Genomic DNA, 13,366 nt, shown 5'->3' with positions numbered 1-13,366 from the left:
GCAGGCCAGATCGCGGGGACGAGTGAGGAGACGCCGATCACTGGTGCCGGGCCTGGTCAGCGCGATTTACTCGTGGGTAACATCGCGGGCATGAGCGCAGACGAGATGTCCGTCGGCGAGATGCTCGCCGCCACCGTGCCCATGGTCCGGACCCTGAACCTCGAGTTCCTGGAGACCGGCCCCGAGAAGGTCGTGGTGGCCCTGCCCGACCAGGGGGAGTTCCACAACCATGTGGGCGGGCCGCACGCCGGGGCGATGTTCACGCTCGCCGAGTCGGCCAGCGGGGCGGTCGTCCTGGCGGCGTTCGGCGACCAGCTCTCCCGCGCGGTGCCCCTCGCCGTCAACGCGGAGATCGCCTACCGCAAGCTCGCGATGGGCCCGGTCACCGCCACGGCGACCCTGGGCCGTCCGGCGGCCGACGTCGTCGCCCAGCTCGACGCCGGGGAGCGCCCCGAGTTCCCGGTCACGATCGAGATCCGCCGCGCGGACGGGGCGGTCACCGGCGAGATGACGGTGGTGTGGACCCTGCGGCCCAACGGCTGAGCGCTGGGGGGCTTGGGGTGCCGCCGGTGTCGTAGCGGAGGCCATGGTGCTGAGCAGGGTCTCGCGCGGGTCGATCGCGGCCCCGGCGTTGGAGATTTCGTGTGCCAAGCATCCCTGGGCCGCGCACAACTTGAGGCCCGCATCCCGCTTAATTTCGAATACGGGTACGGATACCGCCGGTAACTTTTCTGAAGCCGCGCCTTTTTGAACATGGGTCACTCCACCTTCTTGTTTGCTGTACATCAATTGTGCGAAGGTGAGCGCCCCCTCCCGATGACCGGGTCGCAACTGACGCGGCATAGGTATGCACCAATCAGGCTCCTGCTTTCCGAGGACCGCATATTCCATGCGGTCCTGCGGCTTGGAAGGAATTCGTACCGTGCACTCCGCTAACCCCCCACGCCCCCCTTACCCTCCGCGCCCCGGATCGAGCCCGGCGGAGTCCGACCGCAATCTCCTGGCCCGGCTGGGGGAGAACAGTGTGGACGGCCACGCCGTCGCGCTGCTGATGGCGCGGCACTGGCAGGCGACCTACGAATACTCGGTCATCTGTCTCGCCTCCTGGTCGGGTTCGGCCTCGATGGCGGCCGCGGCGGCATTTCACCGTGTGCTCGGCCGGACGGAGGACGGCGCACTCCGTCCCCAACTTCTCGTCGCGGTGAGGGAGTTCGTCAAGGAGTGGGCCGCGGACGACGAAATTGCCGCCGTGCTGCCGGAACTGCGCAAGACGATCGGCGGCCGCGGTCTACGCGCGGCGAGGTCCGTCACCCCGGAAAGGCGACTGCTCGCCGAGCGCGCATTCCGGTCCCTTCCCGGGGCTTCCCAATGCCTGCTGTGGCATGCCGAGGTCGAGGCGGAACCGATATCCGTACCGGCCAATCTCCTGGGAGTCGACGCGGCACGTGCGGCGGCCGCCCTCGACCAGGCGCGCGAACAATTCCGCACCGGTTGTGTCCGTGCCCACCGGGAACTCGCGCCCACCAGTGAATGCCGCTTCTACAACCGTCTCCTGGATGTCCCGATTCGTCGGGGCGGGGACCTTCTGCCCGATGTCCGCAAACATCTGACGGAATGCCGGTACTGCCGTCACGCCGCCGAACAGCTCAGCCATTTCGAGGGCGGCCTCGACGTGCTGCTCGCCGAGACGGTGCTCGGCTGGGGTGCCCACCGCTATCTCGACTCACGGCCCGCCCGTGCCGCCGGGCGTCCCGACCCGGTCCGGCCCGGCGCGGCCCGTACGAAGCCCCACGGGCGCCACCGCCCCGTCCCGGCCGGTCCCGCCGCCCAGCCCCGCAAGAGCACCCGGGCCGTTCTCGTGGGCGCCGGCCTGACCTCCCTGGTCCTGCTCGCGACGGTGCTCGTCGTCAAGGGCTGGTCCGAGGACGGCGATGTCCCCACGCCCGGTGCCACCTGGGGCGCGGTGAGCGGCAACACCGTGCGCCCGAGTCAGTCGCAGGTCTCCCAGGACGCCGGGTCCCCGTCCACCGCCTCCATGGGCAACCCCGTCGAGATCGGCCACGGCAGGCTCCGCAACGAAGACGCCGGTCTGTGCCTCGACACCCTCGGCGCGAAGACCGTGGACGGCGCGAAGGCCGTGCTGGCGGAGTGCTCCTCCGCCGGGTCCCAGCAGTGGTCGTACCAGGAGGACGGGCTGCTGCGCAGCGCGGCCGCCCCCCGGCTCTGCCTCGACGCCGACGCCGAGAAGCGGTCGGTCGTGGTCACCGACTGTCTGACCCGCACAGGAGAGATCCACTACGACCTCACCGTGCGCGGCGAACTCCTGCTGCGCCGGGGGAAGGGGCTCCTGATCGCGCCCGGCGAGGGGGAGACCGCCGTCGTCACCGAGCGGAACGGCTCGAAGGGGCAGCGGTGGCTGCTGGAGTCCGCCGACGAGAGCGCGCCGGTACAGCAGGGCACGCGGTCGCCCGGAGACGGAGACGGAGACGGGGACAGGGACGGGGAGTCGGGCGGGCCCTCCGGGGGAACCGGCGGGGATCCGCTCGCGCCCCGTCTCGCCCCGTCCCCGCCCTCCGGTTCCGGCGAGCATCCCGACCAAGGTCCCGGTCAGCCCTCGGACCAGCACGGGTCCCCGTTGCCGCGGTACGGGACGCGGGTCGCGCAGGTCGGCCACGGCCACTCCGGTCCGGCCGCACCGGTCGGGGAGGCCGGGGCCGCGGTGGGGGCGGTCGTGAGCGCCGCGACGTCGGTGACGGCACCCGTCACCTCGGGCCTCGGTGTGCTCGGTGCCGGACTCGGCCGGGGCGTCGGGGGGTGAGCCGCTGCTCCGGACGCCGCGTCTCGTGAACCGGTAGGCTGCCACGGCGCGCGTCGGTAGCCGGCGCGCGCCGGGAAGCGACTTGGGAGGAACCGGCGTTGCACGTCCAGGAATGGCTCGACACCGTGCCCCCGGCCGCCGTCTACGCCCTGGTGGGCCTGGTCATCGGCCTGGAGAGCCTGGGCATTCCGCTGCCCGGCGAGATCATCCTGGTCTCCGCCGCGCTGCTGTCCTCGCAGCACGCGGGGATCAACCCCGTGGTGCTCGGCGCGTGCGCCACCGTCGGGGCGGTGGTCGGTGACTCCATCGGCTACGCGATCGGGCGCAAGGGCGGGCGGCCGTTGCTGACCTGGCTCGGCAACAAGTTCCCCAGGCACTTCAGCGAGGGCCATGTCGCCACGGCGGAGCGGTCCTTCGAGAAGTGGGGCATGTGGGCGGTGTTCTTCGGCCGCTTCGTCGCGCTGCTGAGGATCTTCGCCGGGCCGCTCGCCGGTGTGCTGCGGATGCCCTACTGGAAGTTCCTGACCGCCAACGTGCTGGGCGGGATCGTCTGGGCGGGCGGTACGACGGCGGTCATCTACTACGTCGGGATCGTCGCGGAGTCCTGGCTGAAGAAGTTCTCGTGGCTGGGGCTCGTGCTGGCCGTGCTGATCGGCCTGACCTCGATGCTGGTGCTCAAGCGCAAGGCGAAGAAGGCGACGGCGCAGACGCAGGCGGCCGAGCCGGAGACCGTCCCGGCCGCCGACTGACCCTCACGGTGTCTCGTGCACCTCGTGGTGGGCCTTGGCGAGGTCCGCGTAGAGCGTTCCGTTCAGGGTGACCCCCTGACGCTCCTCCTCCGTCAGCTCCCGCCGCACCTTGGCCGGTACGCCCGCCACCAGGGAACCGGGCGGTACCCGCATGCCCTGCGGTACCAGGGCCTGCGCCGCGACCAGGGAACCCGCCCCGATCACCGCGCCGTTCAGCACGGTCGCGCCCATGCCGATCAGGCAGTCGTCCTCGACGGTCGCGCCATGCACGACCGCGTTGTGCCCTACGGACACCCGCTCGCCGATCGTCACCGGGAAGCCGGGGTCGGCGTGAAGCGTGCAGTTGTCCTGGATATTGCTGTGGGCGCCGACTGAGATGCGTTCTACGTCGCCGCGGGCCACCGCGCCGTACCAGAGACTCGCGCCGGCCTGAAGCGTCACATCTCCGATCACCGACGCGGTGGGCGCCACGAAGGCCTCCCCGTCGATCCGCGGTTCCCTGCCGCCGATGCCCGTGATCAAAGCCTTGTGCGCCATGTCGCCTCCTGGTTCGTGATGGTCCGAACCGTACGCCACCCCGGTGGGGCGTAGATCACAAGCCCTCGGGCTCATACGGATGGCGTGCGCTCAGTACGGTGAGCTCGTGCCGAAGAGCAAGAACACGTTCTCATCCTGGCGGGGCCGTCTCGTGCAGCGTGCCGTCCACGCGGGCTGGGCCTGGGTGCAGCGCACGGGCTCCGTCACCGCCGAGCGTCCGGGGCGCTTCCGCTTCGGCGCGCTGGGTGCGCACAGCAGGCTGGCGTTTCCGCTGGGCACGGTGTTCGGTGAGCCGTGGATCCATGTCGGCTCGCACTGCATCGTCGGCGAGCAGGTCACCCTGACCGCGGGACTCATGCCCGACCTGGACCTGGGCCCCGAGCCGATCCTGCGTATCGGCGACGGGGTCGTGCTGGGGCGCGGCAGCCACGTCATCGCCGACACCACGGTCACCATCGGCAGCGACTGCTACTTCGGGCCGTACGTCTATGTCACGTCCACGAATCACTCCTACGACGATCCCCACGAGCCCATCGGCAAGCAGTGGCCGCGGATGGAGCCGGTGTCGATCGGTGCGGGGTGCTGGATCGGCACCGGTGCGGTGATCCTCCCGGGCGCGCGGATCGGACGGAACGTCGTGGTCGCCGCCGGCGCGGTGGTCCGGGGCGTGGTGCCGGACCACGCGGTGGTGGCGGGGGCCCCGGCCCGGGTCGTACGCCGCTGGACCGCCGAGGACGGCTGGCAGCCGCCCCTTCGCACACCGGCCCCGGTGCCGATACCCGAAGGCGCCACGGCAGAACAGCTCACCGCCCTCGCCGACCTGGACGAGGAAACGGCCGCGAAACTCGCCGAACTGGACGAGGACCCGGCGGGACGACTGGCGGGACTGGACTGAGGGGCGCGGGGGAGGCCGCGGGGGTGACGGCGCCTGCCGAGTGAGCGCGTTCGAGGGGGCGGGCGCCGGTCGTCGTGCGGTGGTTTGAGGGGGTGGGGTGGCCGTGGCCTTCCGTCGTGCCGGCTGGTGGGGCGAGGGCGGGGTGCTTGGGGTGTCGGCCGGCTGATGCGAGGAGTGGGGGTGACGGCCCGGCGGGGCGTCGTCGGTGGTCCGGGGTGCCGATGGGTCGGCTGGCTGAGGGGAGCGGGGGTGTTGGCGAGCCGCGTGGGCTGACGGGGCGGGCGCTGCTCGCCGTGAGGTGGGGCGGCCGGCGGGCGGGAACCTGTCGTGTCGGCTGGGGTGGTGAGGGCTGGGGGGCTGACGGGCCGGTTGGCCGAAGGGAGGGGGCGGGAGTGTCTGCCGCGTCCGGCTGGGCCCGGGGGCTGGAGCCTGTTGTGTCGGCTGGGTGGTGAGGGTCGGGGGTCTGACGGGCCGGTTGGCCGAGGGGAGAGGGTGGGGGTGTCTGCCGCGTCCGGCTGGGCGCGGAGGGCCGGAGCCTGTCGGTCGGCTGGGGTGGTGAGGGTCGGGGGTCTGACGGGCCGGTTGGCCGAGGGGAGGGGGCGGGGGTGTCTGCCGCGTCCGGCTGGGCGCGGTGGGCTGGAGCCTGTCGGGTCGGCTGAGGGCCGGGGGCTGGGGGTCTGACGGGCCGGTTGGCCGAGGGGAGAGGGCGGGGGCGGGGGGCGTCTGCCGCGCCCGGCGGAGCCTGGGGGCGGGGTAGGTCGTGGTGCGGCGCATCGATCCGGCTGGACTTCAGATCGGCGGAGCCAAGTGCCGGGGGATCGCCGGGGTGAAGAGGGCGGCTGCCCAGTCCTCAGGGCCGTGCGGATCGGGTGGGCAGATCGGCGTGGCGTGCGCTCAGCCTGTTGCCAGGAGCAGCGTGCCCAGCAGGGCCAGGCCCGCGCCTGCCGCCTGGAGTGCGCGGAGGCGTTCGGCGAGGAAGCCTCGGGCGGCCAGGGCCGTGACCACCGGGTAGAGCGAGGCGAGGACGGCGGCCACCGTCACCGGGCCGTGCTGGGCGGCCACCGAGTACGTGCCGTTCGCCGCCACGTCCGCCAGGCCGATGAAGGCGAGCGCGGGGAGGGACGGCCAGGGGAAACCAGTCGGAGGGAGCGCGGGCGCGCCCCGTTTCACCGAGACGTACAGGGCGGCGCCGCCCACCGCCACGTTGACCAGGCGCTGTACGAAAAGGGCGAGGAACAGACCGGTGACCGTCGTGGACGCCTCCGCGATCAGGGCGAACACCGTACCGAAGCCGAGAGCCGCGATCAGGGTGAGGACGATCGCCCGGCGCTGTACAGGGGCTCCGCGCAGCTGGGGGCCGCCCGCCAGGACCACTCCGGTGACGGCCACCGCGATGCCCGCGGCCTGCATCAGCCCGGGACGCTCGCCGAGGAGGAGACCGAGGCCCACCGGGACCGCCACGCTCAGTGTGCCCAGCGGGGAGACGACTCCCATCGGGCCCAGTGCGAGCGCCTTGTAGAAGCAGATCAGGGCGACGGGTCCGGCCAGACCGGCGGCGAACGCGAACCACAGCCGCGGCCCCGCCTCGCTCCAGCCGCCCGTCGCCGCCACGATCGCGCCGAGCACCGCCGCCGCGATGCCCTGCGACACCACGACCACCGTGAGCGCCGGGAGCCGTCGGGTCAGCACGCCGCCGCCGAAGTCGGCCAAACCCCACAACAGGCTGGTGGCCAGGGCGAAGAATGCTGTCACGGGTAGCCTCGCAGTACAGTTCGGTGAACGATCGGGTGCACCCCACCGTAGTTCATTCGATTGCACCATGCCATACAGAATATTGGACGTGATGTGTCGGACCTCGACCTGCTGACTCAGTCCCTGGCGCGCAACGTCAAGCGCTGGCGGACCGAACGCGGCTTCACCCTGGACGCGCTCGCCGCCCGGGCCGGAGTCAGCCGCGGCATGCTGATCCAGATCGAGCAGGCCCGCACCAACCCCAGCCTCGGCACGGTCGTGAAGATCGGCGACGCCCTCGGCATCAGCATCACCACCCTGCTCGACTACGAGCGGGGGCCGAAGGTGCGGGTCGTCCCCGCCGAGCAGGCCGTACGGCTGTGGCACACCGATGCGGGGAGCTACAACCGGCTCCTCGCGGGCGCCGAGGCCCCGGGCCCGCTGGAGATGTGGGACTGGCGGCTGATGCCGGGCGAGAGCAGCCCGTCGGACCCGCACCCCACGGGCACGGTCGAGCTCGTGCATGTCATGGCCGGCGAGCTCACCCTCACTGTCGACGGGGTGGAACACCGGGTCCCCGCAGGCGCGAGCGCTTCTTTCGAGGCGAACACCCCGCACACGTACGGCAATCAGGGCGCGGTACCGATGGAGATGGTCATGGCCGTCTCGGTGCCGGCGGTGTCCTGAGCGGCTGTTAGCGTGCCGTCATGGACGCACCCATCGGACACTTCGACCACGCCGTCCCGGCCCCCGCCGCCCTCGACGAGCTGGTCCGCCCGGTCGCCGACGCCGTACGCCACTGGAGCGGCAGCGTCCCCGCCGAGCAGATCGTGTACGTCGACACCGACCCGCAGTGGGCCGACACCGCGGTCTTCGTGGAGCACTACGGCCGGGAGCTCCTCGAGCGGTCGGCGAACTGTGTCGTGGTGGCAGGCAAGCGCGGTGGCGAGACCACCCTCGCCGCGTGTGTGGCCCTGTCCACCACCCGGGTCGACGTCAACGGGGTCGTCCGCCGCCAACTCGGTGCGCGCAAGGCCTCGTTCGCCTCGATGGACACCGCGACGGGCGAGACCGGCATGGAGTACGGCGGCATCACCCCGATAGGGCTTCCCGCCGCATGGCCGGTGCTGGTCGACTCGGCCGTGGTCGACCTGCCGTACGTCCTGGTCGGCAGCGGGCGCCGGCGCGGCAAGCTGCTGGTGCCGGGGAAGGCCTTCGCGGAACTGCCGGGGGCGGTGGTACTCGAAGGACTCGGCGTCGCCTGACCTCCGGCCGGCGCGTGGTGGGCGAGGGCATGATGCGGGTCCCTCTCGCCCGGCACCGGCGCCGGATCGGCGTGCACCAGGGCCGCCGTGAGACGGGGCACCGCGTGCAGCAGAGCGTGCTCCGCCGCCACGGCGACCGCGTGCGACTGACGTACCGTCATCTCCCCGTCCACCACGACCGCCACCTCCGCGCGCAGCCGGTGCCCGATCCAGCGCAGCCTCAACTCGCCCACCGCGCGCACCCCTTCGACCTCGCGCAGCGCACCCTCGGCCCGGTCTACGAGCGCCGGGTCCACGGCGTCGAGCAAGCGCCGGAACACCTCGCGTGCCGCGTCCCGCAGTACCAGCGTGATCGCGGCCGTGATCGCCAACCCCACGATCGGGTCGGCGAGTTGCCAGCCCAGCGCCGAGCCGCCGGCCCCGACGAGCACGGCCAGTGAGGTGAACCCGTCGGTGCGGGCGTGCAGTCCGTCCGCCACCAGCGCGGCCGAGCCGATGTCCCGGCCCACCCGAATGCGGTAGCGGGCGACCCACTCGTTCCCGGCGAAGCCCACCAGCGCGGCCGCGGCGACCGCCGGGAGGTGCGCCACGGGACGCGGATCGAGCAGCCGGTCGATCGCCGCCCACCCCGCGAAGGCCGCGCTCGCGGCGATCGTCAGCACGATCACGATGCCCGCGAGATCCTCGGCGCGGCCGTAGCCGTACGTGAAACGGCGGGTGGCCGCGCGCCTGCCCAGCACGAAGGCGATGCCCAGTGGTACGGCGGTCAGCGCGTCCGCCGCGTTGTGCACCGTGTCGCCGAGCAGCGCGACGGACCCGGACACCGCCACGACGACCGCCTGCGCCAGGGCCGTGACCCCCAGCACCGCCAAGGAGACCCACAGGGCGCGCATGCCGCGGGCGGAGGACTCCAGGGCCGAGTCGAGCTTGTCGGCGGTCTCGTGGGAGTGGGGAGTGAGGAGGTGCCCCAGGCGATGACGGAAGCCGTGGCGTCCATGCCTGTGCTCGTGCCCATGCGGATGCTCATGCTCATGCTCGTGGCCGTGCTCGCTCACTTGGTGCCCCTTCCGACGCGCGCGATGGTGGACGTACCCCGCCCATGAGGCCATTATGTGCGTATGAGCGCACGCATGCACCTGTCACCTGCGCACGATGCGCACCCGCGTACCCCCGGCGAGGAGCAGTTCGCCCTCGCCGCCGAGATCCTCGCCCTGCTCGGCGACCGCACCCGCCTCACCCTCCTGCACGCCCTGGCCGGGGGAGAGGCCGATGTCACGACCCTCACGGAGGCATGCGGAGCGGCCCGGCCGGCCGTCAGCCAGCACCTGGCGCGGCTGAGGCTCGCCGGGCTGGTGAACACACGGAAGGAGGGGCGCCGGGTGATCTACACCCTGCGCGACGGCCATCTGCGCCGGCTCGTCGACGAGGCCCTGAACGTGGCCGACCACCGGCTCAGCGACCGGCCGGTGCACGACTGAGACGTCAGTACGCCGCCGCCGTACCCAGGTACTGCTCCGCGAAGGCGGCGGCGGCCGTGGGCGAGGTGAACAGGCGGCGCAGGCGGGCGAAGGTGGTGCCCGCGCGGTAGTCGTCGCCCGACGAGGTGCCGTGGTAGACCTCGGAGAGCCACTGGGAGAACTCCTGGTAGTCCCACACGCGCCGCAGACAGGCCTCCGAGTAGCCGTCGAGACCGCTGCCGTCGCCCTTGCCGAGGTAGTCGACGAGCGCGTCGCCGAGCAGGAAGGCGTCGTGCAGGGCGAGGTTCATGCCCTTCGCCGCTATGGGCGCGGTGAGGTGGGCGGAGTCCCCGGCGAGGAAGAGGCGGCCGAACGTCATGGGCTCGACCACGTAGTTGTGCATGTCGAGGACGCGCTTCTCGATCAGCCGTCCCTCGGTGAGCGGCGGGGTGCCGTCCGCGCCCAGGCGTTGCTGGAGTTCGGCCCAGACGCGGTCGTGGGGCCAGTTCTCCGGGTCGTCGCCGGGCGGGCACTCCAGGTAGTAGCGGGTGACCTCGGGGCTGCGGGCCATGTGCCCGGCGAAGCCGTTCGGGTGGATGCCGAACAGGACGCAGTCGGAGGACGGCGGCGCCTCGGCGAGCAGCGCCAGCCAGCCGATGCCGTAGTCGTGGCGGGCGATGTTCGTGGTCTCGGGGAGGACGGTGCGGGTCACCCCGCGGGCCCCGTCGCAGCCGGCCACGAACTCGCACTCGACCAGGTGTCGTTCACCCGTGTCGGCGTCGGTGTACGACACGGACGGCCGGGCCGTCTCCAGGTCGTGCAGCCGGACGTCCTGGACGCCGAAGCGGATCTCGCCGCCCCGCACGTCGGCGTACTCGCGGACCAGGTCCGTGACCAACAGGGGCTGGGGGTAGACGAAGTGGTGCTGTCCCGTCAGCTCGCCGTAGGCGAAGCGGAAGCGGTCTCCGGCGAAGCGGAACTCGCACTCGGTGTGCAATTGGGCGCGTTCCAGCAGGGTGTCGGCGAGACCGCGCCGCTGCAGAGCGCGTACGGCCCACTCCTCGATGACGCCCGCGCGCGGCCGCTGCTCGATGAACTCGCGGGTCTCCACCTCCAGGACCAGACAGTCCGTGCCCGCGGCCCGCAGGATGTTGCCGATCGTCAGCCCGGCGGGCCCGGCGCCGACTATGACGACCGGAAAACACTGTGGGGAACCGGAGTTGGGGTGGGAGGTCACCCCGTCATTATGGCGACGCCCCGGCTGCGGCCGGGAGGGGGGCCGGAGTCCGGCGAGGCGTCAGCGCAGGCGGGGGATCTCGATCGCCGGGCACTTGTCCATCACCATGTCCAGGCCGGCCGCGCGGGTGCGGTCGTAGGCCTCCTCGTCGATGACGTCCAGCTGGAACCAGACGGCCTTCGCGCCCTTCGCCACGGCCTCGTCGGCGACCGCTCCCGCGAGCTCGCTGTTCACGAACACGTCGACCACGTCGACGTCGAAGGGGATGTCCGCGAGGGAGGCGTACCCCTGCTCGCCGTGCACGGTCTCCGCCTTGGGATGGACCGGCACGATCCGCTTGCCGTGGCGCTGGAGCACCTCGGCGACGCTGTAGGCCGCGCGCCGCTGGTTCGACGACAGGCCCACGACGGCCCAGGTGTCGCCGAGTTCGGTGAGGATCTTGCGAGTCGTCGCTGGGTCGCCGTACACGTCGGATCTCCCGGGGATGGTGGAACTGTGGCATGGGGGGGAACACCGGCGGCCGTCCGGATCTTCCCGACCCGAGGTCTCCTACGGCTGTGCCGGCAGGGGGACCCACCACACCAGCGTCGTGCCGCCATCGGGGGATGGTTCGGCGGGAAGCCGTACGACGCGGGATGCTCGGAGATCTTCGTGAGGCGCAGCGGCCGCGGCCGGCGGATGAGCTCACCGAGGATGCCGTGCCCCTCCGGGTACGGGCCGATCTTCGCGATCCGCTCGTCGCTGACCCCGGCGGTATGGAAGGCGGACAGCCGGCTGCCGTCCGGTCCGATCACGCCGAGTGCCGCGTACTCGGCGTCCACCAGCACCGCGGCGGCCTCGACGATGCTGTGCAGGGCCTGCTCCAGATCCAGCTCCCGGCCCACCGAGAGCACCGCCTCCAGCAGGCTGTGCACCCGGTCACGGGTACCGCGGGCCGCGTCCAGCCGGGCCTGCAACTCCTCCAGGAGCTCGTCCAGCCTCAGCTGCGGCAGCCGCATACGGGCCTCCCGGGGCTCCTCAGGGCTTCCCACCTGTGCTCCTCCGGTCCCCTCGCCGGCGGGCACCGGCCGCCGCGGTCCCTGCCACGGTAATGGCCCACGGGCCGCGGGGGTACGGGTCCGGCTGAGCATGCCTGCGCGGCGCCCGGGGTGCCGGCCGACTCGGCGGCGGGCCTGACGGCAGGCGTCCGGCGTGCGCGGCCCGGTGCCGGAAAGTACGGTGACGCCCAGGTGTTCGACGCCGGGCGGGCGATGGCCGCCCCGGAAGTCGTCGGAGGGCGGAGGCGGCATGGCCGACAAGGGCGCGGAGAGGCTGTCGCGCAAGACCTACGAGAAGGAACTGCTGCGTCTGCAGACGGAGTTGGTGAAACTCCAGGAGTGGGTGCGCGCCGAGGGCGCCCGGCTGGTCGTGGTCTTCGAGGGCCGGGACGCGGCGGGCAAGGGCGGCACCATCAAGCGGGTCGCCGAGCACCTCAACCCCCGGGTCGCCCGGATCGCGGCGCTGCCGAAGCCGACCGAGCGCGAGCGCACCCAGTGGTACTTCCAGCGGTACGTCGAGCACCTGCCGGCGGCCGGGGAGATCGTGCTGTTCGACCGGTCCTGGTACAACCGGGCCGGCGTCGAACACGTCATGGGCTTCTGCACCAGGGAGGAGTACCAGCTGTTCCTGCGCCAGTGCCCGATCTTCGAGCGGATGCTCGTGGAGGCCGGGATCGTGCTGCGCAAGTACTGGTTCTCGGTGAGCGACACCGAGCAGCAGGAGCGGTTCCGCAAGCGCCTGGAGGATCCGCTGCGGCGCTGGAAGCTCTCACCGATGGACCTGGAGTCCATCACCCACTGGGAGGCGTACTCCAGGGCCAAGGACGAGATGATGGTGCACACCGACATCTCGGAGGCACCGTGGTTCGTCGTGGAGAGCGACGACAAGCGCCGGGCCAGGCTGAACATGATCGCCCATCTGCTCGGTTCCGTGCCCTATCGCGAGGTGCCGCCACCGGTCCTCGAACTGCCCGAGCGGCCGAGGTCCACCGGATACGAGCGCCCGCCGCGTGATCTGCAGACCTACGTCCCCGACCACGCGGCGGGCCTCTGAGCGGACCCGGTCACCCCTCCTCTGGCACGATCGCCACCGAGCAGGCGGAGTGGTACGGCACCCGGTGGGCCACCCGGCCCGGCCGGAGCCCGAAGTGCCGGCCCGCCGCCGGGCACCCACAGCCAGGAGGCCGGCATGGTGCGAGGCGTCGACCAGCACCGTCCCGGCGGGGCCCTCGACGGTACGGCGGTGCAGTCCGGCATCGCCGGGCGCGTCCCGGAGCGCCGCGTCCAGCGCGTCGACCGCCTGCCGCTCGTGCGGCCGGGCGGGCTCCCCGGCCGGCAGCGGATGATCGGTGCTCTCGTGCGCCGGGCACCGCCAGGCCCGTACCGCCTCCACCGGTACCTGGCGTCGCGCGGCCTCCGCGAAGGCGAAGTCCAGCGCCGCCGGGCCGCCGACCCCGACGACGATCCGGCCCTGCCGCCCGGACCGGGCCTGGTTGTCGTGGCTGCCGCGGACGACGATCACCGGGCAGTGCGCGTGCCCGGCCACCGTCAGGCGCACCGAACCCAGCAGCGCCTCGGCCATGCCGCCGCGGCCACGGGCGCCGGTCACCGGCGCGGAGACACCGCGGCTCTCCCGCACC

General features: G+C 72.3%; 13 protein-coding genes and 3 pseudogenes. 8 read left to right on the top strand and 8 right to left on the bottom strand.

Annotation, left to right across the window (positions count from 1 at the left end):
• Positions 1-105: 105 nt before the first annotated feature.
• The 3 genes from ACFYZ8_RS19230 to ACFYZ8_RS19220 all read left to right on the top strand — a co-directional run bounded on the left by ACFYZ8_RS19230 (position 106) and on the right by ACFYZ8_RS19220 (position 3,567).
• Entirely contained in the window at positions 106-543 is a 438-nt protein-coding gene (locus ACFYZ8_RS19230) for a DUF4442 domain-containing protein (protein WP_359032224.1), read from the top strand.
• Positions 544-1,024: 481 nt separating this feature from the next.
• Positions 1,025-2,818, top strand: coding sequence for an RICIN domain-containing protein (locus ACFYZ8_RS19225; RefSeq protein WP_389049850.1), 1,794 nt, complete (start codon positions 1,025-1,027; stop codon positions 2,816-2,818).
• 98 nt (positions 2,819-2,916) lie between these two features.
• On the top strand, positions 2,917-3,567 hold the full coding sequence (locus ACFYZ8_RS19220; RefSeq protein ID WP_359032168.1) for a DedA family protein: 651 nt from the start codon (positions 2,917-2,919) through the stop codon (positions 3,565-3,567).
• Between the two features lie 3 nt (positions 3,568-3,570).
• Here ACFYZ8_RS19220 and ACFYZ8_RS19215 read toward each other — a convergent pair whose 3' ends face one another.
• On the bottom strand, positions 3,571-4,104 hold the full coding sequence (locus ACFYZ8_RS19215) for a gamma carbonic anhydrase family protein (RefSeq protein WP_388529689.1): 534 nt from the start codon (positions 4,102-4,104) through the stop codon (positions 3,571-3,573).
• Positions 4,105-4,210: 106 nt separating this feature from the next.
• On the opposite strand from ACFYZ8_RS19215, the gene ACFYZ8_RS19210 reads away from it, so the two are divergent.
• On the top strand, positions 4,211-4,999 hold the full coding sequence (locus ACFYZ8_RS19210; protein ID WP_388529692.1) for an acyltransferase: 789 nt from the start codon (positions 4,211-4,213) through the stop codon (positions 4,997-4,999).
• An 894-nt stretch (positions 5,000-5,893) separates the two neighbouring features.
• Here the strand turns inward: ACFYZ8_RS19210 and ACFYZ8_RS19205 are convergent.
• Complete coding sequence (locus tag ACFYZ8_RS19205) at positions 5,894-6,751, bottom strand: EamA family transporter (protein ID WP_359032165.1); 858 nt, start codon at positions 6,749-6,751, stop codon at positions 5,894-5,896.
• Positions 6,752-6,844: 93 nt separating this feature from the next.
• Between ACFYZ8_RS19205 and ACFYZ8_RS19200 the strand changes: the two genes are divergently transcribed.
• Positions 6,845-7,417: an XRE family transcriptional regulator gene (locus ACFYZ8_RS19200; protein ID WP_359032164.1), complete on the top strand. Its 573-nt coding sequence runs from the start codon at positions 6,845-6,847 to the stop codon at positions 7,415-7,417.
• Here the strand turns inward: ACFYZ8_RS19200 and ACFYZ8_RS19195 are convergent.
• Positions 7,360-7,614 (bottom strand): hypothetical protein, encoded by a 255-nt coding sequence (locus ACFYZ8_RS19195; protein ID WP_388532144.1) that lies wholly within the window; start codon positions 7,612-7,614, stop codon positions 7,360-7,362. The two genes, ACFYZ8_RS19200 and ACFYZ8_RS19195, sit on opposite strands and share 58 nt — an antisense overlap.
• Between ACFYZ8_RS19195 and ACFYZ8_RS19190 the strand changes: the two genes are divergently transcribed.
• Positions 7,498-7,995 (top strand): YbaK/EbsC family protein, encoded by a 498-nt coding sequence (locus ACFYZ8_RS19190; protein WP_388532049.1) that lies wholly within the window; start codon positions 7,498-7,500, stop codon positions 7,993-7,995. The genes ACFYZ8_RS19195 and ACFYZ8_RS19190 overlap by 117 nt on opposite strands.
• Positions 7,996-8,000: 5 nt before the next feature.
• On the opposite strand, the pseudogene ACFYZ8_RS19185 reads toward ACFYZ8_RS19190, so the two are convergent.
• Positions 8,001-9,104: pseudogene (locus ACFYZ8_RS19185) on the bottom strand (cation diffusion facilitator family transporter); the annotation flags it as partial.
• Between the two features lie 9 nt (positions 9,105-9,113).
• Between ACFYZ8_RS19185 and ACFYZ8_RS19180 the strand changes: the two are divergent.
• On the top strand, positions 9,114-9,473 hold the full coding sequence (locus ACFYZ8_RS19180; protein ID WP_388529695.1) for an ArsR/SmtB family transcription factor: 360 nt from the start codon (positions 9,114-9,116) through the stop codon (positions 9,471-9,473).
• A 4-nt stretch (positions 9,474-9,477) separates the two neighbouring features.
• Here ACFYZ8_RS19180 and ACFYZ8_RS19175 read toward each other — a convergent pair whose 3' ends face one another.
• From ACFYZ8_RS19175 to ACFYZ8_RS19165, 3 genes and pseudogenes are all read right to left on the bottom strand, one after another.
• Positions 9,478-10,689, bottom strand: coding sequence for a 4-hydroxybenzoate 3-monooxygenase (locus ACFYZ8_RS19175; RefSeq protein ID WP_388529698.1), 1,212 nt, complete (start codon positions 10,687-10,689; stop codon positions 9,478-9,480).
• A gap of 60 nt (positions 10,690-10,749) precedes the next feature.
• Positions 10,750-11,157, bottom strand: a complete 408-nt coding sequence (locus ACFYZ8_RS19170; protein ID WP_359032159.1) for a CoA-binding protein — start codon at positions 11,155-11,157, stop codon at positions 10,750-10,752.
• A 128-nt stretch (positions 11,158-11,285) separates the two neighbouring features.
• Positions 11,286-11,687, bottom strand: a pseudogene (locus ACFYZ8_RS19165) (histidine kinase); the annotation flags it as partial.
• A gap of 289 nt (positions 11,688-11,976) precedes the next feature.
• Between ACFYZ8_RS19165 and ppk2 the strand changes: the two are divergent.
• Positions 11,977-12,780, top strand: a complete 804-nt coding sequence (ppk2, locus tag ACFYZ8_RS19160) for a polyphosphate kinase 2 (RefSeq protein WP_359032158.1) — start codon at positions 11,977-11,979, stop codon at positions 12,778-12,780.
• 147 nt (positions 12,781-12,927) lie between these two features.
• On the opposite strand, the pseudogene ACFYZ8_RS19155 reads toward ppk2, so the two are convergent.
• Positions 12,928-13,335: pseudogene (locus ACFYZ8_RS19155) on the bottom strand (universal stress protein); the annotation flags it as partial.
• Positions 13,336-13,366 lie beyond the last annotated feature (31 nt).

The organism is Streptomyces sp. NPDC001668, assembly GCF_042893155.1.
Lineage (GTDB): Bacteria > Actinomycetota > Actinomycetes > Streptomycetales > Streptomycetaceae > Streptomyces.
Note: the sequence above shows the minus strand (reverse complement) of the source record. Positions and strands in the feature narration are given on the sequence as shown.

What these genes read in the sequence shown, in the direction of transcription:
- ACFYZ8_RS19230 (WP_359032224.1), top strand. Translation starts at nt 106, where the DNA reads ATGTCCGTCGGCGAGATGCTCGCCGCCACCGTGCCCATGGTCCGGACC.
- ACFYZ8_RS19180 (WP_388529695.1), top strand. Translation starts at nt 9,114, where the DNA reads ATGAGCGCACGCATGCACCTGTCACCTGCGCACGATGCGCACCCGCGT.
- ACFYZ8_RS19215 (WP_388529689.1), bottom strand. Translation starts at nt 4,104, where the DNA reads ATGGCGCACAAGGCTTTGATCACGGGCATCGGCGGCAGGGAACCGCGG.
- ppk2 (WP_359032158.1), top strand. Translation starts at nt 11,977, where the DNA reads ATGGCCGACAAGGGCGCGGAGAGGCTGTCGCGCAAGACCTACGAGAAG.